The organism is Roseovarius mucosus, assembly GCF_002080415.1.
In the GTDB taxonomy this organism is placed as follows: Bacteria; Pseudomonadota; Alphaproteobacteria; order Rhodobacterales; family Rhodobacteraceae; genus Roseovarius; species Roseovarius mucosus_A.
The window spans coordinates 1,195,483-1,217,567 of sequence record NZ_CP020474.1 but is presented as its reverse complement, the minus strand read 5'-3'; the positions used below and the strand labels follow the sequence as shown (position 1 = coordinate 1,217,567).

General features: G+C 61.8%; 20 protein-coding genes. 16 read left to right on the top strand and 4 right to left on the bottom strand.

Going from position 1 to position 22,085, the window contains the following annotated elements; translation table 11 throughout:
- Nucleotides 1–4 precede the first annotated feature (4 nt).
- The 10 genes from ROSMUCSMR3_RS05930 (at nt 5) to ROSMUCSMR3_RS05885 (ending at nt 8,531) form a co-directional block, all read left to right on the top strand.
- Nucleotides 5–646, top strand: coding sequence for a TetR/AcrR family transcriptional regulator (locus ROSMUCSMR3_RS05930; RefSeq protein WP_237183540.1), 642 nt, complete (start codon nt 5–7; stop codon nt 644–646).
- Nucleotides 643–1,830, top strand: a complete 1,188-nt coding sequence (locus tag ROSMUCSMR3_RS05925; RefSeq protein ID WP_081506741.1) for a pyridoxal phosphate-dependent aminotransferase — start codon at nt 643–645, stop codon at nt 1,828–1,830. Before ROSMUCSMR3_RS05930 ends, ROSMUCSMR3_RS05925 begins: the two co-directional genes overlap by 4 nt.
- Before the next feature lie 24 nt (nt 1,831–1,854).
- Nucleotides 1,855–2,640 carry a dimethylarginine dimethylaminohydrolase family protein gene (locus tag ROSMUCSMR3_RS05920; protein WP_081506740.1) on the top strand — a complete coding sequence of 262 codons (786 nt, stop codon included), beginning with the start codon at nt 1,855–1,857 and terminating at the stop codon, nt 2,638–2,640.
- 79 nt (nt 2,641–2,719) lie between these two features.
- Entirely contained in the window at nt 2,720–4,042 is a 1,323-nt protein-coding gene (locus ROSMUCSMR3_RS05915) for an NAD(P)/FAD-dependent oxidoreductase (protein ID WP_081506739.1), read from the top strand.
- 1 nt (nt 4,043) lies between these two features.
- Entirely contained in the window at nt 4,044–4,430 is a 387-nt protein-coding gene (locus ROSMUCSMR3_RS05910) for a carboxymuconolactone decarboxylase family protein (RefSeq protein WP_008280695.1), read from the top strand.
- A gap of 189 nt (nt 4,431–4,619) precedes the next feature.
- A complete protein-coding gene (locus ROSMUCSMR3_RS05905) occupies nt 4,620–5,771 on the top strand; it encodes a porin (protein ID WP_081506738.1) in 1,152 nt (383 codons plus the stop codon).
- A gap of 96 nt (nt 5,772–5,867) precedes the next feature.
- The gene (locus ROSMUCSMR3_RS05900) at nt 5,868–6,698 is read left to right on the top strand and encodes a sulfotransferase domain-containing protein (protein WP_081506737.1); all 831 of its coding nucleotides are present in this window, start codon (nt 5,868–5,870) and stop codon (nt 6,696–6,698) included.
- Nucleotides 6,695–7,564, top strand: coding sequence for a sulfotransferase domain-containing protein (locus ROSMUCSMR3_RS05895; protein WP_081506736.1), 870 nt, complete (start codon nt 6,695–6,697; stop codon nt 7,562–7,564). Before ROSMUCSMR3_RS05900 ends, ROSMUCSMR3_RS05895 begins: the two co-directional genes overlap by 4 nt.
- Nucleotides 7,565–7,634: 70 nt before the next feature.
- A complete protein-coding gene (locus tag ROSMUCSMR3_RS05890) occupies nt 7,635–8,141 on the top strand; it encodes a hypothetical protein (RefSeq protein ID WP_008280691.1) in 507 nt (168 codons plus the stop codon).
- Between the two features lie 108 nt (nt 8,142–8,249).
- Nucleotides 8,250–8,531, top strand: coding sequence for a hypothetical protein (locus tag ROSMUCSMR3_RS05885; protein ID WP_008280690.1), 282 nt, complete (start codon nt 8,250–8,252; stop codon nt 8,529–8,531).
- 139 nt (nt 8,532–8,670) lie between these two features.
- Here ROSMUCSMR3_RS05885 and ROSMUCSMR3_RS05880 read toward each other — a convergent pair whose 3' ends face one another.
- Nucleotides 8,671–8,877 (bottom strand): cold-shock protein, encoded by a 207-nt coding sequence (locus ROSMUCSMR3_RS05880; RefSeq protein ID WP_008280689.1) that lies wholly within the window; start codon nt 8,875–8,877, stop codon nt 8,671–8,673.
- A gap of 207 nt (nt 8,878–9,084) precedes the next feature.
- On the opposite strand from ROSMUCSMR3_RS05880, the gene ROSMUCSMR3_RS05875 reads away from it, so the two are divergent.
- Together ROSMUCSMR3_RS05875 and ROSMUCSMR3_RS05870 are read left to right on the top strand one after the other, a co-directional pair.
- Nucleotides 9,085–9,399, top strand: coding sequence for an arsenate reductase family protein (locus ROSMUCSMR3_RS05875; protein ID WP_081506735.1), 315 nt, complete (start codon nt 9,085–9,087; stop codon nt 9,397–9,399).
- A 46-nt stretch (nt 9,400–9,445) separates the two neighbouring features.
- On the top strand, nt 9,446–9,814 hold the full coding sequence (locus ROSMUCSMR3_RS05870; RefSeq protein ID WP_081506734.1) for a hypothetical protein: 369 nt from the start codon (nt 9,446–9,448) through the stop codon (nt 9,812–9,814).
- A 6-nt stretch (nt 9,815–9,820) separates the two neighbouring features.
- Here the strand turns inward: ROSMUCSMR3_RS05870 and ROSMUCSMR3_RS05865 are convergent, their stop codons facing one another.
- Nucleotides 9,821–11,104 (bottom strand): hypothetical protein, encoded by a 1,284-nt coding sequence (locus tag ROSMUCSMR3_RS05865; RefSeq protein ID WP_081506733.1) that lies wholly within the window; start codon nt 11,102–11,104, stop codon nt 9,821–9,823.
- 142 nt (nt 11,105–11,246) lie between these two features.
- Here ROSMUCSMR3_RS05865 and ROSMUCSMR3_RS05860 point away from each other — a divergent pair, with 142 nt between their 5' ends.
- The gene (locus ROSMUCSMR3_RS05860) at nt 11,247–11,909 is read left to right on the top strand and encodes a transglycosylase SLT domain-containing protein (protein WP_081506732.1); all 663 of its coding nucleotides are present in this window, start codon (nt 11,247–11,249) and stop codon (nt 11,907–11,909) included.
- A 57-nt stretch (nt 11,910–11,966) separates the two neighbouring features.
- Here ROSMUCSMR3_RS05860 and pepN read toward each other — a convergent pair whose 3' ends face one another.
- A complete protein-coding gene (pepN, locus tag ROSMUCSMR3_RS05855; RefSeq protein WP_081506731.1) occupies nt 11,967–14,519 on the bottom strand; it encodes an aminopeptidase N in 2,553 nt (850 codons plus the stop codon).
- A 52-nt stretch (nt 14,520–14,571) separates the two neighbouring features.
- Between pepN and ROSMUCSMR3_RS05850 the strand changes: the two genes are divergently transcribed.
- The 3 genes from ROSMUCSMR3_RS05850 to ROSMUCSMR3_RS05840 all read left to right on the top strand — a co-directional run bounded on the left by ROSMUCSMR3_RS05850 (nt 14,572) and on the right by ROSMUCSMR3_RS05840 (nt 17,256).
- On the top strand, nt 14,572–16,104 hold the full coding sequence (locus tag ROSMUCSMR3_RS05850) for an FAD-binding domain-containing protein (protein WP_237183539.1): 1,533 nt from the start codon (nt 14,572–14,574) through the stop codon (nt 16,102–16,104).
- Between the two features lies 1 nt (nt 16,105).
- The gene (locus tag ROSMUCSMR3_RS05845) at nt 16,106–16,300 is read left to right on the top strand and encodes a DUF2256 domain-containing protein (RefSeq protein WP_081506730.1); all 195 of its coding nucleotides are present in this window, start codon (nt 16,106–16,108) and stop codon (nt 16,298–16,300) included.
- 179 nt (nt 16,301–16,479) lie between these two features.
- Nucleotides 16,480–17,256 (top strand): gamma-glutamyl-gamma-aminobutyrate hydrolase family protein, encoded by a 777-nt coding sequence (locus ROSMUCSMR3_RS05840; RefSeq protein WP_008280679.1) that lies wholly within the window; start codon nt 16,480–16,482, stop codon nt 17,254–17,256.
- A 6-nt stretch (nt 17,257–17,262) separates the two neighbouring features.
- Here the strand turns inward: ROSMUCSMR3_RS05840 and ROSMUCSMR3_RS05835 are convergent, their stop codons facing one another.
- Nucleotides 17,263–21,873 (bottom strand): Hint domain-containing protein, encoded by a 4,611-nt coding sequence (locus tag ROSMUCSMR3_RS05835; protein WP_081506729.1) that lies wholly within the window; start codon nt 21,871–21,873, stop codon nt 17,263–17,265.
- Between the last annotated feature and the right edge of the window lie 212 nt (nt 21,874–22,085).

Below are 22,085 nucleotides of genomic sequence, written 5' to 3'. Positions count from 1 at the left end.
GCCCATGACTGGAGAACGCCGTAAATTCAGGCGCGAGGGGGCCGACAGCCGTCGTCAGGCGCTGGTCATGGCGACACTTGATCTGATCGCGGAACAGGGCGTGCGTGGGGCCACGGTACGGGCCATCGCGGAACGCGCGGATGTGACCCAAGGCCTTATCCGGCATTACTTTTCCACCAAGGATGAGTTGGTGCAGGAGGCGTATCTTGCGCATATGGCGGGGCTGACCGAGCAGACCTTTGCTGGGGTTGCAGAGTGCAACACGGCAGGCGCGCGGCTGGCGGCGCTGGTGGTGGCCTCGGTCACGCCGCCGGTGGTGGATGCGGCGTCGGTCGGGCTTTGGGCCGGGTTTCTCAATCATGTGCGGCAGGATGCGCGGATGCGCGCGGTGCATGCGCGCACCTATCACGATTTTCGCGACCGGCTGGAGCGGTTGATCGTGGCTGCGCTGGAGGAAGCGGGGCGCGCGCCGGACGCAGGGCAGGCGCGGCGCTTGGCGATTGCCTGCAACGCGGTGATTGACGGGCTCTGGCTGGAAGGGGGCGCGCTGCCCGAGGCGTTTGAGCCTGATGAACTGATCGGAATTGCCCTGACGGCGGTGGGGGCGATTTTGCAACTGGATTTGGAAGAGGCGGCGAAGACATGAGATTTTCCTCGATAAATGAACGGCTTGCCGGTCTTGGCGGGGCCAAGTGGGAAGTGCATGCGCGGGCCAAGGACATGGCGCGCGCGGGCCGCGACGTGATCCGCCTGACGATTGGCGAGCCGGATGTGCCAACGCCTGAACGTCTGAAGGACGCTGCTTATGCCGCGATGAAGGCGGGGCGCACCGGCTATTCGGACGGGCGCGGTGAGCCGGGGTTGCGGGCGGCCTTGGCGGAAAAATACAGCAAAAACAGGGGCCGCGCCTTTCATCCCGATCAGGTGATGTGCTTTCCGGGGACGCAAACCGCGCTCTACGCAGTGATGATGGCGGTGGCCGAAGAGGGGGCCGAGGTGCTTGCGGGCGATCCGATGTATGCCACCTATGAGGGCGTCATTCGCGCCACGGGGGCTGCGATGGTGCCGGTGCCCCTGCGGCCTGAGAATGGCTTTCGGATGGCGGCGGCAGATGTGACCGCGCGCATAACCCCTAGAACACGCGCGATTTTATTGACCACGCCGCATAATCCCACAGGGGCGATTCTGACCCGTGAGGATATTGCGGCGTTGGGCCGGTTGGCGGTCGAGCATGATCTCTGGATCATTTCGGATGAGGTCTATGAGGATCTGGTGTTTGAGGGGTCAGAATTTGTCTCGCCGCTGTCCGATCCGGATTTGGCGGAACGGGTTGTGGCGGTGTCGTCAATTTCCAAGAGCCACGCCGCCCCGGGATTTCGCAGCGGCTGGTGTGTTGGATCGCTGGAGTTTACCGCCAATCTGTTGGCCCTGTCCGAAACGATGCTCTTTGGAAATCAACCGTTTATCGCGGATATGACCGAACAGGCGGTGCGCGAGGGATCAGATGTTGCAGCAGGCATGCGGCAGAGGTTTGCAGCGCGGGCGGAATTGTTGGCCGCGCGGTTGGAGCGCGAGACGGCATTGCGGGTGCATCGCCCCGAGGCGGGGATGTTCGCGATGGTGGATATTGCCGCGACGGGGCTGGATGGCGAAAGCTATGCCTTTGATCTATTAGAGAAAACCGGCGTGGCGGTGATGCCCGGTGCGTCCTTTGGCAAGACGCTGGACACTTGGGTGCGGTTGGCGCTGACGGTGGAGGATGCGCCCTTTGCCCAAGCAATTGACCGGATCGTGGCCCATGCCAATGCGCGGCGCGTCAAGATCGCCTGAAATCAAATTTAAACAGAGGGTTAGATGATGAATTCCAGCTATGAATTCCGCCGGGCGATCACCCGCAAACCGGGCCGGAGCATTGTGGGTGGGTTGCGGGCCGAAGATATTGGCACGCCGGATCTGGCGCGGATGCTGGAGGCGCATGCCGCCTATGTGGCAACCCTGCGCAGCACCGGGGCCGAGGTGGTCGAACTGCCCCCGCTGGAGGATTATCCCGACGCAGTTTTCGTAGAAGATACAATGCTTTGCCTGCCCGAATTGGCCATCGCCATGCGCCCCGGTGCGCCCACGCGGATGGGCGAGGTGGCCGAGATGCGCCCGGCGATTGCGGGATTTTATGGCGACAAGATCGCCACGATTACCGCGCCCGGCACCATTGAGGGGGGCGATATTCTGGTGACGGGGCGCGAGATTCTGGTGGGATTGTCGGCCCGGACCAATCGCGAGGGTGTGGCGCAACTCTCTGATATTGTGCGCGAATACGGATATGCTTTGCGATTGGTCGAGACCCCGGCCGGGGTTTTGCATTTCAAGACCGATTGCGGCTTGGTCGGGCCCGAGACGATCCTGAGCACGCGCCGGCTGGCGGTGTCGGGCTGTTTTGACGGATATGACGTGCTCGAAGTGCCTGAGGGCGAGGAAGCGGCGAGTAACTGTATTCGGTTCAACACTCTGGTGATCATGGCCGCCGGGTTTCCGCGCACGGCCGAGATGCTGACGGCGCATGGCTATGAGGTGGTCGAGATCGACAACAGCGAATGTGCCAAGCTCGATGGCGGGATGTCTTGTCTTTCGCTGCGATTTTGATCTTACACTCCTTACGAAATGAAGCGGATTTTGTAACGTCCACAGCTGCGCCATGACGGTGCGAGATCAGGAGAGTGGAATGCGGATCGAATGGGCACGAGAGGCCGATCTGGGCACGCCGTATTGGTGGTCGGCGCTGAGCGCGCCCGAGGCGGGCGAGGACCTGCCCGACACCTGTGACGTGCTGGTGGTCGGTGCGGGCTATGCCGGGTTGTCGGCGGCTATTGCGGCGCATGATGCCGGGGCGCGGGTGGTGGTGGTTGACGCGGCAGAGCCGGGGCATGGGGCCTCGACGCGCAATGGCGGCATGTTCGGGGCACATCCCCGTCTGGGCTGGGGCGAGTTGGAGGCGAAGTTTGGGGCTGGGGTTGCCGATGCTCTCTTTGCCGAGGCCAAGCCCGCGCTCGACTGGGCCAAGGACTTGATTGCGCGCGAGGGGATTGACTGCGATTTCCAGAACACGGGGCGGGTGCAACTGGCCTATACGCCCGCGCATTTTGCCAATCAGCGTCGTATGGCCAAGGTTGTTGGCGAAAAATCCCAAGTGCAGGTGCGCCTTATAGAGCGTGCCGATCTGGGGCAGGAGATCACGACCGAGAAATATCACGGCGGGCTGCTCTTTCCCGAGCATGGCGCAATCCACCCGGCCAAGTTTCATCAGGGTCTGTTGCAAGCCGTGCGGAGGCGCGGGGTGCCGGTGGTTCCCCATGCAGCGGTGACAGCGCGCGAGGCGGAAGGGGCGGGCTACCGGGTGCAGACCGCCAAAGGGGTGATCCGCGCGGGCAAGGTTGTGCTGACCACGAATGGCTACACCCGCCGACCGTTTCGCTGGCATATGGCGCGGGTGTTTCCGCTGCCGTCTTACATCATCGCGACCGAGGAGTTACCGTCGAACCTGATCGGCCATATCGCGCCGGGGCGGCGGATGATGGTCGAGACGCGGGCGCGGCACAGCTATTTCCGCATCTCGCCGGATGGTCGCCGGGTGCTGTTCGGTGGGCGCGCATCGATGGCCGAAATGGGGCCAGAGGCAGCGGCGGCGCAGCTCTATGAGGTTATGGTGGGGATTTGGCCCGATCTGGCGGGCGTCAAGCTGAGCCATTCGTGGCAGGGTTTTACCGGCTATAGTTTCTCGCATATGCCGCATGTGGGCCATGATGAGGGCGTGCATTACGCGATGGGGTTCTCTGGGTCGGGCACGGTGATGGCACCGTGGCTGGGATCGAAGGCCGCGTATCAGGCGATTGGCGATGCGCGGGGGGCAACGGCCTATAGTGCCACGCCGCTTAGCCGAAGCTGGCTGCATCCGGGGGAGCGCCCGCATTTCCTGCGGGCTGCGAATCTGTGGTATCGGCAGGTGGTGGACCGTGTCGAGGATTGGCAGGCGGGAAAAGGAGCATGAGATGAGCGCATTTGACGAGGACCTCTTTCTAAAAGGGCTGGAGCAGCGCAAGGCGACGCTGGGCGCGGAGTATGTCGAGCGCAGTCTGGAGGCCGCCGATGACTTTACCCGCCCGTTTCAAGAGGCGATGACCGCTTGGTGCTGGGGTTTTGGCTGGGGCGACGAGGTGATTCCCCCCAAGACCCGCAGCATGATGAATTTGGCCATGCTGGGCGCTCTGGGTAAGATGCATGAGTGGGAATTGCATTGCCGGGGGGCCATTAACAACGGGGTCACCCCCGAGGAAATCCGCGCCATTATCCATGTTGTCGGAATTTATTGTGGTGTGCCGCAAGCGCTTGAATGTTTTCGGGCGGCAAGAAAAGTGCTGGAGGACCAACAGGGCTGAGCGATGCGCCTTGTTTAAAAGGCCTCTGCGAAAAGGGTGTGGTTTCTGCGTCACATTCACGGCGCGATGCGGTCGGAGCGGGGAGGTCGCGTTGACAGTTTGGGGGGGAATGGCGCATTTCATAGCGCAAGCCGTTTCCAATGACTGGTGCGGCGGATCTGATTAACCTGCTTCTGAGGAGGGACACCCTTGAAAAAGCAACTTCTGAGCACCAGCGCGATTGCACTCGGCGTCGCCATGGCCGCACCGGCATCTGCCCAAGAATGGAATCTGGATTGGGGCGGGTACTATAACTCGCACGTCGGTTATGTGACTGTCGACTCGAACACTGCTGCCCAAGCCGGCGCAGATTTCGACGGCGTTGACGTATTCACGAACGCTGAAATCCACTTCACCCCGTCGGTGACGCTGGACAACGGCCTGACCTTCGGTATCAACGTTCAGTATGAAGCACTGAACGCTGGCGGTGGTGCAGACGGTATCGACGAGTCGTTCCTCTCGATCTCCGGCGACACGCTGGGCCGTATCGACCTCGGCGCCGAAAACTCGGCTGGTTACAAAATGAGCATTGGTGCACCGCAAGTTTCTGGCGGTATCGGCATCAACTCTCCGTCGGTTTCGGGCTTCGTTCCGATTTCGATCGCTGCTGGCGGCAACCTGCCCTTCGCATTCCGTGACTCCGGCATTTCGTCCTATGCTGAAGTTCTCGGCAACAACGACGTGCAGCGCATCACCTACTACACCCCGTCGTTCAACGGCCTGACACTCGGCGTGTCCTATGCAGCTAACGCTGCTGGTAATGCCGTGAACAACTTCGGTGTGAACCGCAATGCGGGCGTCACCGACGTGTTCGACATCGGTCTGGCCTACAGCCAGTCGTTCAACGGTGTTGACGTTGACTTCGCTGCTCGTTGGGGCACTGCAGAGTCCAACGTTGTTGGCACCAGCGATCCCGAAGTGTGGAACATCGGCCTGAACGTCGGCTTCAACGGCTTCGTCATCGGCGGTGGCTACGGCGAGAACGACAACGGCGGTCTGCGTGCATGGGACTCCGAAGGCTGGAGCCTCGGCGTGACCTATGACATCGCTGGTCCGTGGTCGGTTGGTTTCGACACCTACCAGGGTGAGTACAGCGGTATTGGCGCCGCATCCGGCGACAAAGCCGAATACGAAGCCTACCAGCTGGTCGGCAGCCGTTCGCTCGGCGCTGGCGTGACCTGGGCCGTGTACGCAGCCTATGTTGAAGGTTCTGTGAACGCAGACGTTGGCGCGACCTTCGGCAACGCAAACACCACTGTCGAAGGCACTGTCATCGGCACCTCGGTGAACCTGTCGTTCTAATCGACCGGTTAAAAGACAAGGGGCGGGGGGTGACATTTCCCCCCGCCTTTTTTATGTCTTGCGTCCAAGTAACAACGTTGTGGAGGCTGACAGGGCATGAAGCGAAGTATCATCTGGCTGGCCTCTTATCCGAAGTCTGGCAATACGTGGACGCGGCTTTTCCTTGCCAATTACCTGATGAACGCGCAAACACCGGTGCCGATCAATCAGGCCCATCGGTTCGCAATGGGCGATGCCATGGTCAAGATGTACAGCCGTGTTGCAGGTAAGGCGATTGATCCACATAATCTTTCACTCTGCCTGAAGCTGCGTGATCCGGTGCTACGCGCCATTGTCGGCAACAATGCAGATGTGAATTTCGTCAAGACGCATAACGCGCGGGTAGCCCCCGACGGGATCAAACTTATCCCGGACGACTATACGCGCTCTGCCATTTATATCATCCGAAATCCGCTAGATATGGTGCTGTCTTATGCGCGCCACTACGGCATCACGCAGGAAGACGCGGCGCAGAAGATTTGCCATCCCGACAATGGCAATCTGCCGACCCCAACCACAGTGGCGCAATACCTCAGTTCTTGGGATATGCATGTCAAGAGTTGGATGGCCTATGCGCCCTGGAAGCGGCTGATCGTGCGCTACGAGGATTTATTGGACGATCCCGAGACGCATTTCGCCAAGATTCTTGAGCTGGTCGGCGTGCCGGTCGACGCCGAGCGGCTGGAGCGCGCGATCCGGTTTTCCAGCTTTGACGAATTGTCGCGCCAAGAAGAGGAACAAGGGTTCATCGAGCGGCCCGAGCAGAGCGAGAAGTTCTTTGGCAAGGGGCAGAAGGATCAATGGAAAACCGATCTTGACCCTGCGCTGGCAGAGATGATCCGCGAGAAGATGGGCGAGACGATGAAACGATACGGGTATCTGGAATGAGCGATCTGCGGCGGATCATCTGGCTGGCGAGCTATCCCAAATCGGGCAATACATGGATGCGCAGCCTTTTGGCGCATTACTTCATGCCTTTGGGAAAGGCACCGGATATCAACAACTTGCGGCAGTTCACCACGGGCGACACGCGACAGGATTTTTTTGACGCGGCCAACGGTGCCCCGTTCCGGGGGCAGGGGGTGGAGGACTGGATGCGGGTGCGAGGCCGGGCGCTGCGCCTGATTGCGGCCTCGAAACCGGACCATCATTTCGTCAAGACGCATTGTCAGACGGTGCGGATTTTCGATCAGGATGTGATCCCGCCGGAATTGACCGCAGCCGCAGTGTATATCCTGCGCAATCCATTTGATCTGGCGCCATCTTTTGCCCGGCATCAAAATTGTGATCTTGATCTGGCGATCGAGCGGATGTGCAACCCTGATACGATCACTGGGACGCCGAATGGTATCATGGACCTCTTGGGGCGCTGGGACGATCATATTCGGGTCTGGACCGGTGCCCCCGGCCTGCCGATCCATGTGGTGCGTTATGAGGACCTGTTGCACAATCCCGGTCGCACAATGCGCGGGTTGTTGGAAAAGTTTCTCAAGGTCAAGGTGGACGGCCCCAAGCTGGCGCGCGCGATCAAGGCCACGAGTTTCGAGGCGATGAAGCGGCAGGAAGAAACACTGGGTTTCGCCGAACGGCCCCAAGGCATGACGGCGTTCTTTGCCAAGGGGCAGGCCGGGGTTTGGCGCGAGGATTTGACGCCTGCGCAGGTCGCCAAGCTGCGCGCGGCGTTCTTGCCGACGCTGGAGCGGTGGTATCCCGAGATGCTCAAGGAAACGGGGGCTGTTGCCGCGCAGGCCTGAGGGCCAAGCTGGCAATCCGGGACCGGGGCGCTATGCTGGGCGTTGTGAGGCTGCAATCGGAGGGCCAGAGATGATACGCAATGGAATGATGCTGGCGGCACTGGCGCTTGCCGGGTGTACGGTAGCTGGTCCGCAGATGGTGGCGCGATTGGGCGCTGATCCGGTGCTCTCGGGGGGAAGCTATAGTTCCGGGGGCGGGTTGACCGTGGCTGCGGATATTCGTGAACAGCAGGGCCGGGTGCTGCTTTGTGGCGTTTGGGCGCAGAGCCATCAGCAATCGGTGCTCACCAAAGGCAAAGCGAGAGATGTGATGGGCACGGGCGCGGTCTATCTTGGGGATCGGGCGCTGGCGCGGGGCTTGGTCTTTATGCGCGAAGTACCGCCCGCGTTGGACTATGCGGGTCAAGAGGCGGGGTGCGTTCTGACCGGTCAGGTCTGGCAGGCAGGCTATGCCGAGGCCAAGCCGGTGATCCGACTGCCGCGTCAGGTGGTGCATGTTGAAGGGGATTTGGGGCATTTTGTTGTGACTTTTCAGCAGACGGGCCCGAGTGCGGGCGCACCCAAAGCCACAGAATAGCGCGAAAAGCGGTAGATTTGCCGAGGCAGTACCGGGAAAGAAATTGACAGAGCGCGGTTATCCCATACCATCGCTCACGTGTATTCCCGTTTTCCCAAGAGGTTTCTCATGCTGCGCGCATCTACCCTGATTTCGGCCCTTGCCATTGCGGTTCTGGCTGCCCCCGCCATGGCGCAAAGTGCCAAAGTCTATGCTTATGAAAGCCACGCGAATTACTGCCCGGCAGGGTTGCAGCCGGTGACCATCAGCGGGGTCATTTGTTGTGGCCAGCCCAATCAGACCCAGACCTATCAGCAGGTCATGCGCCATCCGGTCGCCAAGGTGAAGCATCGCAGCTACTCGGCCACCTCGCATCTCAACTGTCCGGTGGGTGCGAAGGGCTGTTACTAAAGCCCGTGCGGAGAGAAAAACATTCTGGAAACAGGGCGTGCTCTGCGCCGCCCTGTTTGATGTTTGAATGTGATCCGGCGTGACCTAGGGGTAGCGGGTGCTCATTTTCGCAAATGGGCCTGCCCCCGAAGCTGACGTTTTAGAGCAGCCGCAGATCTGATGCCATTTGTCGACCGTCGCGCCCTTCCTGAAGCTCGAAACCGACCTTTTGATTGTCTGCGAGCCCTGTGAGCCCTGAGCGTTCGACCGCAGAGATGTGCACGAACACATCTTTGCCGCCGCCGTCCGGGGCGATGAATCCATAACCTTTAGTGGTATTAAACCATTTCACGGTGCCGGTCGGCATGCCGCTTCTCCTTTTGCGTCGCTTCCCCGGGAATATGCCGGGCCATGTCTTGCCGGACCCTCAGGGACCGGCCAAGCGTTGCAAAGGCGGATTCTGAATGCCCATCGTGACGAAGATCATGATTGCACCGCCATTGTAAAAATCAAGCGAAACTCCGTGACGCGCGGGTTTTTGCCCGATAAACACGCAAAAATAAAGGAGTGCGCCATGATCCTCTACGGAATCAAAACCTGTGACACCTGCCGCAAGGCGTTGAAAGCGTTGGGCAATGTGACGTTTCACGATGTCCGGGCCGATGGATTGCCTAGGGAAGTGGCACAGGCGGCTTGGGCGCGATTTGGCGACGCAATAGTGAATCGGCAATCAACCACATGGCGGGCCTTGGCAGAGGATGAGCGGGCGCGCGATCCGTTAGACCTTTTGGCGGCCCATCCAACGCTGATGAAACGACCCCTGATTGACGCGGGGGGAACGCTTTATCTGGGATGGGGCAAGGATACGCAGGCGGCGCTGCTTGGGTAAAGCGGGGCAGGACCCCATATCGGGTCATGGATCAGGAGGCGGGTGAATGCGCAGTGCGGCAATGGTGTTGGGGGTGATTGGCGGCTGTCTGGCGGTGCTGGTCGGGTTTTTCAGCTATGGCTATACCGAGGTGGTCAATCGCATCGGTGAAGTAGACGGGTTGCTCACGCAGGTCAGCGACCCCGCGTTGATCCGCAGCGCGAGCTTTCTGGCCCCGCTCTTGGCGATTGCCGGGGGGGCGATGGCCAAGGTGCGGGCGCTCTGGGGTGGGCTGTTGCTGTTCGTATCGGCGGGGCTCATGTATTACGCATTTGGCTTCAACGTCTTTACCATGTTCCCGCTGGGCTTTACCGCGCTGGCCGGCGTGCTGGCGATTGCCGCAGGCAAGCCGGACGAGCCAAAGGCGCATTTCTGAACCCTGTCACAAGGCCGGCAGGCGATACATGCCAGAGCTGGAGAAGGCGATGGAACTGCCGTCTGATATATCCTCGGCAAAGCGTTGGGCGATGACGCGCAGGGCGGTTTGACGGCCCTTGGCGACCAGTGCCCGGCGCGAGGGCAGCGAAGGCGTGAGACCGGGGCTGAGCAGGGTTTGCGACCAGATGAGCGGATGCAATTCCTGCAAGTGGTTTTCCAACAGCCAGTCCAGACAGTCATGGATGCGGCGGCGCGATGCTTCTGCGGGGCCAGACAGCCGCTGATTGCCAGTTTTGGGAGCCATCACGATACCGCAAAAGGCCGAAAGCTGATTGATCACATGCTGGTCGCGGCGACGGGCCACGATGTCACGCAGGCCGTCCACGAAGAAATCGGCATCAAGATGCGCGATTGCGCAGGGGTCGAGCGCGAGAGCATCGAAATAGACCCAAGCATAGGCGCCTGCGCCCCATATCTCGCCGGTTCGCGCGGCGGTGCGGCGCGCCTCGAGATCGAGCATTTCGTAATTGCCATAGCGTGCAGGCAAGAGCGCCTCGCCAAGAGCGCGCATGTGGCGGGGGCTGTCGGGATCAAGGTCTATCAAGCGTTCGTAATCGTCGGCCACGCGCATCCCGGGCTGTCGCCGCGCGGCCAGAAGGGCGCATTGTGCCGCTGACAACGAAGGCGCATCGAGATCGACCCCGTCGAAGGGCGCGAGCATGTCTTCGGCGCGTTTGAAATGTTCGAGAAAGCGCAACTCATGCGCCGGGCGCGTGCGATCCGTGGCGGTGGTGCGCCACGCCCAGCCAATGTCGATATGCGCGAGCGCCACGATCAGCGCGCAAGGGTAGCTATCGGGGTTCTCGGCCTGCATGTCTTCGAGCGCGTCGATGCCAGAGGGGTCCGGGTCTACGCCGTCATGAAGTGCGTCTTCGGCGGCTGCCACCACATCGGCGCGCGCACCGACCGCCAAAAGCGTGGTCGCATTCTCGCCCCCCGGTGTGCGCAGCCGCGCGGCATCCGTGTATTCCATCACCTGCGCCAGTTCTGGCCACAGATCCTGGCGCGCGAGCTTTTGCCCCCGGTCCTGATGCATGGCGCGGGCCATTTCCTCATCCGTGACCGGCAGTGAGGGCAGCAGGATGCGTTTGGACAGGCTATCGAGGTCTGTCTCGGGCTTGCGCCGCAAGAGACCCAACAGATCCGGCCAACGGCTGGTCGCCTTTGACTGACGCTTGTGCGGGGTGGGCGCGGTCGGTTCTGGATTGGCAAGCGGTTCAAACGGCATGGGAGCTCCGGCAATCTTGGTGCCCCTTCAAAGTGCCGTCGGATTTCGACCAAAAAAGGGCGATGCTTGGGTGAAGGCAGGGAATATCCCGGACGCCATCTAGGGCGTTGCCATAAACCTAACCTTGCGTCAGAATTGCCGAATGAGGGGTTTTTTGATTGTTGTTTTCATTATGTTTTTCTCTCTTCCCGCCGCAGCGCAGGACGGGAAAACCGCTAATTTGACCCTGAGTCCCCCGGCGCGAGATGGCAATATTCCGCGCACGCGGTGGGAACATCGCACTGAGGCCGAGCTTTGGACGCGCAGTGCGCTGTCGGCGCTCAAGGCGCATGGCGCGCCGCTGGTGCGGAGTGTGCCGCGTGATATTGCAAGCTGGTGCCCCTCCTATGCCACGGGTGGCGAGGCGCGGCGGCGCGCGTTCTGGGTGGGGTTCCTGTCGGCCTTGGCCAAGCATGAAAGCACCCATAACCCCAAGGCTGTGGGCGGTGGTGGGCAGTGGCATGGGCTGTTGCAGATCGGGCCTGCCACGGCGCGGGGCTATAAATGCCGGGCGGGCAGTGGCGAGGCGTTGCGCCATGGGCCCGACAATCTGTCCTGTGCCATTCGGATCATGGCCCACACCGTGCCGCGCGACGGTGTGGTGTCAGAGGGGCGGCGCGGAGTGGCCGCCGATTGGGGGCCGTTGCACAGTGCGACCAAACGCGAAGATATGCAGCGTTGGACGCGCGCGCAGAGCTATTGCAAGCCTCTGTCTGCAGTGCGGCCACGGGCGCGGCCGACACGGGTGGCGCGCGTGGCTGAGTAACCGGGATGATCGCGGCGTAGAATGGCACCTGCGCGGCGCGCGGTGCCAATCCTTGCCTCAACTCCCCCGAATTCGCCCCACCATTTCTGTCGTGTCGCGGCTGAGGTTTGGTGTCGCAAGGATGCGGTCCAATTCTGCCGCGATCATGCCCTGACGCACCGGATCGTAGCGGCGCCATGTCTCGAAGGCCGAGCACATCCGCGCCGTGGTCTGCGGGTTGAGGGGATCGAGCCGAATGAGCATATCCGCCAGCAGCCTGTAGCCACGCCCGGACGCGTGGTGAAAGCCCGCAGGCGACATGGTGAGCGCGCCCAGCGTGGCGCGGAACCGGTTGGGATTGCGCAGGGTGAAATCGGGATGGCGGGTCAATGTTTCGGCCACCTCTGCGGCGCGGTCGGGCGCTGTCTGCACGATTTGCAGGGTGAACCATTTGTCGATCACCAGCCGGTCGTGTTTCCACTGGGTGTAAAAGGCCTCGGTCGCGGCCGCGCCTGCGCCGGCCTGCAAAAGGCAGGACCAAGCCGCCAATTGCTGGGTCATATTATCCGCCGCGTCATATTGCGCCTGCGCGCGGGTGCCCCCGTCGCGGCGGCTGAGCATGGCCAGTGCCGCGTTGGCCAGCGCCCGTGCGCCCGTTTGATCGGGGTCGGGGCGATAGGGGGCCGTGACCTGATAGCGGCTGTAGAGATCCTGTGCGATGCTCTCCAGCGCCTCGGCGCGCGTGTCGCGCAGGGTCTCAAGCGCGTCCCAGATTGCTTGCGGATCGGGGATATGCCCCGCATCAAAGAGCGCTTGTGCCAGATCATCCTCGGACGGCAGGCCAAGCGCCAGCGCGCGAAACGCGGGATCAAGCGTGTCGTCACGGGCGACACGGGCAATCGCATCGAGATAGGCGGCATCGGGGGCTGCGCCCTCGGTCATCATTGCCAAAAGGCCCGCGCGGGCCAAAGCGCGCCCAGCCTCCCATTTGTTGAAGGGGTCGGTATCATGCGCCAGAAGAAAGGCGCGCTCGGCATTGCTGCTCTCGCGCTCTAGGATCACGGGGGCCGAAAAATCGCGCAGGATCGAGGGGATGGGGCGCGTTGCTAATCCATCGAAGCTAAAGCTCTGGCGCGCTTCTGTCATTTCCAGCACCTGCGTCGGCTGCACCTCGTCGCCATTGGGGCTGAGCAGGCCCACGGCAATCGGGATCAATCGCGGCTGTTTATCCTCTTGTCCCAGTGTGGGCGGAGTTTTCTGTTCGAAGTGAAGCGTGTAGCGGCCATTGTTGAATTCTTCGCTGACGTGCAGACGGGGTGTTCCGGCGTCGGAATACCAGCGTTTGAATTGAGAGAGGTCGCGGCCCGTCACATCCTCGAACACCTGAAGCCAATCCTCGATGGTGCAGGCCTGCCCGTCATGGCGGGTGAAATAGAGATCGAGCGCCTCTTTATAGGCGGCATCGCCCACCAATCGCTTGAGCATGCCTATCAGTTCGGCGCCTTTTTCATAGACCGTTGCGGTGTAGAAGTTGTTGATTTCAATAAAGCTCTCGGGGCGGACGGGATGCGCCAGCGGGCCGTTATCCTCGCGGAACTGGCGGGCGCGGAGCGCGATCACATCCGAGATACGCTTGACCGGGGCGGACCGCAGGTCTGCGGTGAACTGACTGTCGCGGTAGACCGTCAGCCCCTCTTTGAGGCAGAGCTGAAACCAGTCGCGGCAGGTGATGCGGTTGCCGGTCCAGTTGTGGAAATACTCATGCGCGACAATCGCCTCGATACGTTCGAAATTGGCATCTGTGGCGGTCTCTGCTGTGGATAAGACGCAAGAGGAGTTGAAGATGTTCAAGCCCTTGTTCTCCATCGCGCCCATGTTGAAATCGTCGACGGCGACGATGTTGAAAAGATCGAGGTCATATTCACGCCCGTAAACCTCTTCATCCCAGGCCATGGATTTCTTGAGCGCCTCCATGCCAAAGGCACATTTGTCCTCATCCCCCGGCCGCACCCAGATGTTGAGATCGACATGCCTGCCCGAACGGGTGGAGAAACTATCAGGATGTGCCACCAGATCGCCCGCGACGAGCGCAAAGAGATAGGCCGGTTTCGGCCATGGATCGTGCCATTCGGCCCAGCCTGCGCCGCTGCCCGTGGGGTTGCCGTTGGAAAGCATCACCGGCGTGTCGCCCTCAATCCGCACGGTGAAGATGCTCATCACATCGGGGCGGTCGGGGTAATAGGTGATCTTGCGAAATCCCTCGGCCTCGCATTGGGTGCAATACATGCCGTTCGACATATAAAGCCCTTCAAGGGCGGTGTTGCCCTCTGGGTTGATCTCGACCTCGGCCTCGAAGGTGAACGGCGCGTCGGGGACGATTGCGCTGAGGCCCTGAGGTGTCACCTCGGGTATGATTTCGGCCCCGTTGATGCGGGCGCTAATAAGCGTAAGCGCCTCGCCATGCAGGAAAAAATCGCGCGATGTGGCGTCCGGATTGGGGCGAAACTCGATCCGGCTGAGGACGCGCGTGGTGTTGGGGGCAAGACGAAAGGTCAGATGCACCGCATCCACCAGATAGGCGGGGGGCGTATAATCCTCGAGATAAACGGGCTGTGGGGCTGCATCTTTCATGGCGCTCTCCTCTGGTTTGGCGTGACCCTAAGTGCTGGCGCGGGGGGCTGCAATGGGGCTTTCCTTCGGGCTGCCTGCTGCTATTTGCCTTGCCATGGAACGCCCGGTCATTCTCTGGTTCAAGCGCGATTTGCGGGTGCAGGATCACCCGGCGTTGACCCATGCGGCGCGCCTGGGGCCGATCCTGCCGCTTTATATCGTCGAGCCTGACTTGTGGGCAGAGCCGGATGCGTCGGGGCGGCACTATGCGTTTATCTGCGAGTGTCTGGAGAGCTTGCGCGAGGATCTGGCGGGGCTGGGCCTGACGCTTGTGGTGCGGGTGGGCGATGCGGTGACGGTGCTGGAGGATTTGCGCGCGGCGCATGCTGTCGTGCATCTGGTCAGTCATGAAGAGACCGGCAATCTCTGGAGCTATGGGCGCGACCGGCGCGTGGCGGAATGGGCGCGGGGGCAGGGGGTGCGTTGGGAGGAGATGCCCCAATCGGGTGTGGTGCGGCGGCTTGGCAGTCGGGATGCGTGGCAGGGGGCGCGCGACAGGGTGATGCGGGCGCCGGTGCTGGGGCCGGTGCAGGGCGTGCGGGGGCTGGCGGTGGCCAGTGATGATCTGCCTGCGCCTGCGACGCTGGGGCTAAAGGACGCCTGTCCGCTTCGGCAAAAGGGCGGGCGTGGGGCAGGCATGCGGGCGCTTCAGTCATTTCTAAGCACACGCGGAGAGAGCTATCAGCGGGCCATGTCCTCGCCTTTGCACGGCGCACGGGCCTGTTCACGGATCAGCCCACATTTGGCCTTTGGCACGCTGTCGCTGCGCGAGGCGGTGCAGACGGGGGCCATGGCACCCGGCGGGCGAGGCGCGGATTGGGCGCGCTCGACGCGGTCGTTTCAGGCGCGTTTGGCGTGGCGGGATCATTTCATGCAAAAGCTGGAGGATGAGCCCGAGATTGAGCGCCGCTGTCTGCACCCGGCCTATGAAGGGCTGCGCCCGCGTGAGGCCGATGCCCTGCGGTTGGCGGCATGGTCGACGGGGGAAACCGGCCTGCCCTTTGTCGATGCCTGCATGCGGTCGCTCTTGGCAACCGGCTGGCTCAATTTCCGCATGCGCTCGATGTTGATGGCGGTGGCGTCCTATCACCTCTGGCTGGATTGGCGCAGCACCGGGCCGGTTTTGGCGCGGGCGTTTACCGATTACGAGCCGGGGATTCATTGGCCGCAGGTGCAGATGCAATCGGGCACCACGGGGATGAATACGATCCGGATTTACAACCCGGTGAAACAGGGGCTGGATCAGGACCCGACCGGGGAATTCACGCGACGGTGGCTGCCGGAATTGGCGCAGGTGCCGGATGCGTATTTACAACGCCCGTGGGACTGGCCTGAGGCGGAGAGGCTGTTGGAGCGTGGATACCCTGCACCGATTGTCGATCCGGTTGAGGCGGCGCGCGTGGCGCGCGAGGCGGTCTGGGCCTGTCGGCGGGCGCATCGGGGAGATGCCGTGACGGCGCGGATCGTGACCCGCCATGCCAGCCGCAAGCGCCCGAGGCGGGCCAAGCCCAAGGCGGCGACGGCGCAACTGAGTTTGGATCTCTGACATGCCGCGCGCACCCCGCAAATCTGACCTGCCGGTCAAGACCTGCGCCACCTGCGGGCGGCCGATGGAATGGCGGCGCAAATGGGCGCGTGTCTGGGACGAGGTGCGCCACTGCAGCGAACGCTGTCGGCGCAGCCGCAAGAGGGCTGGTGTGGACGAGAAAGACCCGACCGGTCGGGATGCGTTTGACCAGTAACGAGGTGCCCCCGCCCACAGCGTCAGAGTGGCGCCGAAAGGTAAAGGTTCCTGCAATAAATTCGGGCAAATTCGCATCATCGCACGAAAACATGTGCGGGAATTGGTGTTTTGTTATTCCATTCTGCGGTATATTTTATGCAAATGAATGAGCGAGTGGCGCAATCTGGAAAGACAAGAATGAAACGCCCGGTTGTTGGTGTGATTGCCAACCAATACCAGATCGAAAACCGTTACCCGACCCATGCGGGCGGAACGATCAACTCTTCCGCGGTGGCCGATGTTGCGGGCTGTATGCCGCTGATCATCCCCGCTGACGCGCGGTATGTGTCGGTCGCAGAGTTGCTGGAAACCTGCGATGGCTTTCTGCTCACGGGGGGGCGGCCCAATGTGCACCCCGAGGAATATGGTGAGGCCGCGACCGAAGCGCATGGCGCGTTTGACCGTGCGCGCGATGCGATCACCCTGCCGCTGGCGCGTGCCTGTATCGAGCGTGGGCAGCCAATCCTGGGCATTTGTCGCGGTTTTCAGGAGGTGAATGTTGCCATGGGTGGCACGCTCCATCCTGAAATTCGCGATTTGCCGGGGCGCGACAATCATCGGATGCCCCCTGAGGGCACGATGGAGGAACAGTTCGCCCTGCGCCACAAGGTGCGCTTTACCTCGGGCGGGGTGTTTCACCGGCTGATGGGGGCCGAAGAGGTGATGACCAACACGCTGCATGGGCAGGGTATTTTGCGCGCGGGGCGCGGTGTGGTCATCGACGGTTGGGCACCCGATGGCACGCCAGAGGCGCTCTATATCGACGGGGCTCCGGGCTTTACCTTATCGGTGCAATGGCATCCGGAATATAATGCCGCGCATGATCCGGTCAGCCGCCCGCTGTTTTCCGCCTTTGGCGATGCGGTGCGGGCGTGGGCATCGGGGCAGGCGGCCCCGCTGCTCAAATCGGCCTGACCTCGGTCAGGCCACGTCTTTCTCTCCCAAGGAACACAGGAGTTGCGCCTCGTGGCGGCGCAAGCAACTGCGCGCGGTGTCGCGGTGGTGGCCCGGCGCGCTGCGCAATTCCGGGAAGATCGCGAAGAGTTCCTCGCGCGCTGCCGCGTCGATTGCGCCGAGCGCCATGTCGCCAGCATAAAAGCTTTCGGTGCCGATGCCGTCGGCATAGATGATCTCGTGCCGGTCAAACATGATGTGGATATAGGTCACGGCGTCGCGGGGGCTGACGGTTACGTCGCGACCGTTGACCATATGTTTGGCCGCGACCAAGACCTCGCTTTCGCCAAAGAGCAATTCGGCCTGATAGCCGGTGAAGAGCAGCCGGTGTTGTGGCGAGACCAACAGAGGTTCTTGCCCGCCCATCACGCTGGAGGCGATGGAAATCGGGGCGAAATCGCCCAGACCCGCCACGGTGCGTTTACCGACCCAGCGGATCGGTTGCAGCCCGTGATCGCGCGTGACAACCATATCGCCCAAGCGCAGGCTCTCGACCGGGCGTTCGCCCCATTGGGTGAGAATGCGCGCGCCGGGGGTGAAGCAGATGATATTCTCGATCTCGGAGAAGTTGACCACGGTGCCGTCGGCCATGGTGAACGTGCCCGCAAGACCGCCCGCCGCATCATCGGTGTTGGTAAAGCTGATGTCGGCCTTGCTTGCGAATTCACCCAGCCAGAGCGTATCGCCGAGCGTCTCGTCGCCCTCACCGCCGATCAGGGTGATGGAATCGGTCGCGGCTTCGCCCAAGTCGGTCAGGCGGAAGAAATCGTCGCCATCGCCGCCCTCGGCGCTGTCGCCCTGGCTGACATTGATCGTGTCATTGCCGGTGCCACCAAAAAGCGTATCGGCATCGGTGCCGCCATCAAGGCTGTCGTTGCCTGCATCGCCAAATATGCGGTCGTTGCCAGCCCCCGCGAGGATGCTGTCGCTGTCATTGCCGCCCTCGATCGTGTCATTGGCGGTCCCCCCGATCAGGGTGTCATTACCGTCGCCGCCAACCAAGCTGTCGCCGGTTTCGAGCGTAGCCGATCCGGTGAAGCCCGAATAGATCAGGTCGTTTCCAGCGCCGCCAATCAACGTATCCGTTTCGGAACTGCCGGAGGCGGATTCCCAGCCTCCATTTATGCCCGAGTCGCCCGAGATGGTGTCGTTCCCATCTCCGCCGTCGAGATATTGGCTATTGTTGCTGCCAAATAGCTGATCGTTCCCGTCTTCGCCATAGAGCGTATCATTGAGGTGTTGAGGATCACCAACCCCCGAAATCGCAACGGACAGCACGTCGTCGCCCGCACCCCCGTAGACGACGTCTTGGCCAAAGCCACCATTGATGGTGTCGTTGCCGTCCTCGCCCAAGAGGGTATCGTTGCCGCTGCCCCCGGCAATCGAGTCGTCCCCGATGCCGCCATAGACGGTATCATTGCCAGCGCCGGCGTCTATGGTGTCATTGCCTGCCCCTGCAATGATCTGATCATCCTGAGAGCCGTCGGCGGCATCGTTGGCGTCCACCCGGTCGCCGCCGGGGTCGCCGGTGTAATCGACGGTGATGAGGTCGCCCGCATCCGTGCCCTCGACGATGAAGTCGCGCCCGTCGGGGATGCCCATGGCCACAAGGGCGGGGGTGTTGTCGACACTGGACATCGGCACGCCGACGAGTGTCAGGCTCTCACCGCCGGGGAAGGTGAGGATCGCATCGCCGGTGCCATCGCCATTGGTGTCGGTGACGGTCACATCGGCGGTGGTAACAGGTGTTGTGCCATCCGAAGTGAGGCCCGTCACATCCAGCAGATCGCCGCTGGTATAGGTGCCATCGCCATTGTCGGTGGGGGCGGCGAAGCTGGAGACCACATCATTGCCAGAGCCATCGGCCAGAACAAGCAGGTCGCGGTCGGCCTCATCCGGCCCGAGGTCGATCTGATCGTTGCCCGCGCCGCCCACGATCGTATCCGCGCCCGAGGCGGCAAGAATCGAATCGTCGCCCGCGCCGCCATCGACAAAGTCATTGTCAAAGCCGGAAAAGATCGTGTCGTTGCCGCCGCCAGCAAAGATCAGGTCATTGCCGGAATTGCCGATGATCTGCTCGACCCCGTCCGAGCCGACCACCGTATCGTCGCCGGTGCCCATTAGTAAGCGTTCGATTCCAGAGAATTCGGTCATCGAGACGTCATCGGCGATGGAGCCGACTCCTTCGCCGAAGTAGTAGACCAGCAATCCGTCGGAGATGGAGGACAAGTTGATCAGGTCGCCAAGGACCTCATCGGTGTCCCCGCCGAAAATCGTGTCATTTTGCAGCGTGTCATCAAGAACAATCTCGTCATCGCCTGCGCCCGCAACGATCACGTCATTGCCAGCGCCTGCGAGAATGGTATCGGCCCCGTCCTGACCAAAGATCGTATCGTCGCCTGAGCCGCCCGCCAGCCCGTCATTGCCGGAGCCCGCGAGGATCGTCCCGGAGGTGTTCGACAGAGAGATCGTGTCGCCGAAGTTCGAGCCGATGACATTCTGGAAATTGCTGATGACATCGCCATCGGCATCCGACCCGAAGGCGGTGTTGGTTTCGAGATTGACGGTAACGGAACCGGCAGAGCCCGAGTAATCCAGCGTGTTGCTGCCGGTGCCGCCATCCAGCGTATCGGCCCCGGTGCCGCCTGCGATGGTGTCATTGTTGGCACCGCCCAAAAGCGAATCGTCGCCTGCGGCCCCGAGGATGAGGTCGGCCCCATCCTCACCCAGCACCGTGTCATTGCCTGACCCGGCAAGGATCGTGTCATCGCCCGCGCCCGCGACGATTTCGTCGTCATTTGATCCGTCGGCGGCGTCGGTATTGTCCACCCGGTCGCCATTGGGGTCGCCGGTATAGTTAAGGTCAATCAGGTCGCCGCCTGCCGTGCCTTCGACAATAAAGTCGGACAGAAGGATGTTTTCGATGTCCGTATAGTTGATTGTCGCCGACTGGGCCCCGCGGGAGAGGAAGATCTGACCGCTGAACCCCGGACTGCCGTTATTCTCGGAGTTTTGCGTCATGCTGCTGATGGTCCAGCCATCCGCGATCAGGGCCGAAAGATCGAGCGTGTCATTGTCCACGCCGCCAAATCCACCATCGACGTTGAAGCTGTAGACGCCAGAGGGATCAGTGGCCGTGGCGCGGATCACATCCGCCCCGTCGCCCCCCTGCAGGCTGTCGTTTCCGCCCGAAGTGAGGATCGTGTCGTTGCCCGCGCCACCTTGAATGGTGTCGCTGCCTGCGCCCCCGTCGATCAGGTCATTGCCGCTTTCGCCACCGATGGAATCGTTGCCCGCATCGCCGCTGAGAATATCGCCCGCCGAAGAGCCAAAGATCGTATCGTTGCCATCGCCGCCCGAAACGGTGCTGGCATCGGCGGTCGAGTCAAAGCCCAAGGCATCGTCGATGAAATCGTTGCCCGCGCCCCCCTCGACCGAGTCATTGCCGGACCCGTAATAGATCGTATCGTTTCCGCCGCCGCCGAGGATGGTGTCGTCGCCGCTGCCGCCCAGCAGCGAGTCGGCCCCGTCGCGCCCGTCGATGGAATCGTTGCCCGCGCCGCCGTCGATCACGTTGGTGGTGGTGCCGCCGTCGAAAATGTCGTCATAGCCCACAAGCGTGTCGTCAAAGGCCGAGCCGATGATACCGTCCACACCGCTGATGATGACATCCCCGGTCGCATCCCCGCCGGTAAGGGTATTGGTTTGCAGGTTGACGTTTACCGCCGCCCCTGAGGTGGCGTAACTCAAGAGGTCGAGGCCGGTGCCGCCGATAAACGTATCCGCCCCGGCCCCCCCGATCAGCGTGTCGTTGCCATTGCCGCCATCGAGCGAATCGTTGCCCGTGCCACCATCCAGCAGGTCGTTGCCGTCACTGCCAAACACGGTATCGTTGCCCGCGCCCGCGCGCACGGTGTCATTGCCCAGACCGGCCGTGACCAGATCAGCGTTTGTGCCGGCCAGATTGTCCGTGTCGTCGATCCGGTCGCCTTCAGGGTCGCCGAGATAGGCAGCGTCGATCAGATCGTTGCCGGTCGTGCCCTCGACCACGTAATCCGAGAACGTGAGGTCGTAGCGATCCGCTGTCATGCCATAGACATCGGTGCCATTGGTCGGGGCGGCGGTGCCGAGTGTGATCGAGAGGATCGGTTTGGCTTCGAGCGCGTCGGAATAGGCGGTTGGGCCAGAGGGTGGCGGCAGCAGGTAAAGGGTGCCGTTGGTGGCTTGCATGACGATCGCGTTGACGGTCGCCGTTGTGCCATCGGTATAGGTGATGACCGTGTTGTTGTAGATCATCGTGGCGTCATGCGTGTAGCGCACGCCGCCGATGACGAATTCTTCGTTGCTCAGGAAGTTGTTGGAATCATAGGCGTTGGACGTGGCCCCGCCGGTGTAATCAGGAAAGAGCAGCAGGTCGATATCGGGTGAGAGCGTCGCCACAGTCCCCGCCAGCGGATTGGCGGTGCTGCCGAACACGAGCCCCTCGAGGGCCCCATGGTTCTCGGATGTGAGGTTGCCTTCGATCGTGTCGATTTGTGGGGCCGTGCCAAGCACAAAGAGGTCGAAGGTCGTGGCCATGGTCTGCTGTCTCGCTGTCTTTGAAGGCGGTACGCGGCTGCTAAGAGCGTTTTGAAAGGATCAATCGGAGAGGTGCGATGCGCCTGACCTCAGCCGGTGGATTTTCCGGGCGTAATCACCCCCGCCGCCCCTGACCGCGTCCATGCCAAGACCATCCCGCGAGAGGCGAGAGGTAATGCAGGCGTTATTCTATTGAAATTAAACATAAATAC

Excerpts from the sequence above, each read along its gene's own strand:
- ROSMUCSMR3_RS05850 (WP_237183539.1), top strand. The coding sequence starts at position 14,572 with ATGGGGCTTTCCTTCGGGCTGCCTGCTGCTATTTGCCTTGCCATGGAA.
- ROSMUCSMR3_RS05880 (WP_008280689.1), bottom strand. The coding sequence starts at position 8,877 with ATGCCGACCGGCACCGTGAAATGGTTTAATACCACTAAAGGTTATGGA.
- ROSMUCSMR3_RS05915 (WP_081506739.1), top strand. The coding sequence starts at position 2,720 with ATGCGGATCGAATGGGCACGAGAGGCCGATCTGGGCACGCCGTATTGG.
- ROSMUCSMR3_RS05840 (WP_008280679.1), top strand. The coding sequence starts at position 16,480 with ATGAAACGCCCGGTTGTTGGTGTGATTGCCAACCAATACCAGATCGAA.
- ROSMUCSMR3_RS05870 (WP_081506734.1), top strand. The coding sequence starts at position 9,446 with ATGCGCAGTGCGGCAATGGTGTTGGGGGTGATTGGCGGCTGTCTGGCG.
- pepN (WP_081506731.1), bottom strand. The coding sequence starts at position 14,519 with ATGAAAGATGCAGCCCCACAGCCCGTTTATCTCGAGGATTATACGCCC.
- ROSMUCSMR3_RS05860 (WP_081506732.1), top strand. The coding sequence starts at position 11,247 with ATGAGGGGTTTTTTGATTGTTGTTTTCATTATGTTTTTCTCTCTTCCC.
- ROSMUCSMR3_RS05835 (WP_081506729.1), bottom strand. The coding sequence starts at position 21,873 with ATGGCCACGACCTTCGACCTCTTTGTGCTTGGCACGGCCCCACAAATC.
- ROSMUCSMR3_RS05875 (WP_081506735.1), top strand. The coding sequence starts at position 9,085 with ATGATCCTCTACGGAATCAAAACCTGTGACACCTGCCGCAAGGCGTTG.
- ROSMUCSMR3_RS05865 (WP_081506733.1), bottom strand. The coding sequence starts at position 11,104 with ATGCCGTTTGAACCGCTTGCCAATCCAGAACCGACCGCGCCCACCCCG.
- ROSMUCSMR3_RS05925 (WP_081506741.1), top strand. The coding sequence starts at position 643 with ATGAGATTTTCCTCGATAAATGAACGGCTTGCCGGTCTTGGCGGGGCC.
- ROSMUCSMR3_RS05900 (WP_081506737.1), top strand. The coding sequence starts at position 5,868 with ATGAAGCGAAGTATCATCTGGCTGGCCTCTTATCCGAAGTCTGGCAAT.
- ROSMUCSMR3_RS05895 (WP_081506736.1), top strand. The coding sequence starts at position 6,695 with ATGAGCGATCTGCGGCGGATCATCTGGCTGGCGAGCTATCCCAAATCG.
- ROSMUCSMR3_RS05885 (WP_008280690.1), top strand. The coding sequence starts at position 8,250 with ATGCTGCGCGCATCTACCCTGATTTCGGCCCTTGCCATTGCGGTTCTG.
- ROSMUCSMR3_RS05910 (WP_008280695.1), top strand. The coding sequence starts at position 4,044 with ATGAGCGCATTTGACGAGGACCTCTTTCTAAAAGGGCTGGAGCAGCGC.
- ROSMUCSMR3_RS05845 (WP_081506730.1), top strand. The coding sequence starts at position 16,106 with ATGCCGCGCGCACCCCGCAAATCTGACCTGCCGGTCAAGACCTGCGCC.
- ROSMUCSMR3_RS05890 (WP_008280691.1), top strand. The coding sequence starts at position 7,635 with ATGATACGCAATGGAATGATGCTGGCGGCACTGGCGCTTGCCGGGTGT.
- ROSMUCSMR3_RS05920 (WP_081506740.1), top strand. The coding sequence starts at position 1,855 with ATGATGAATTCCAGCTATGAATTCCGCCGGGCGATCACCCGCAAACCG.
- ROSMUCSMR3_RS05930 (WP_237183540.1), top strand. The coding sequence starts at position 5 with ATGACTGGAGAACGCCGTAAATTCAGGCGCGAGGGGGCCGACAGCCGT.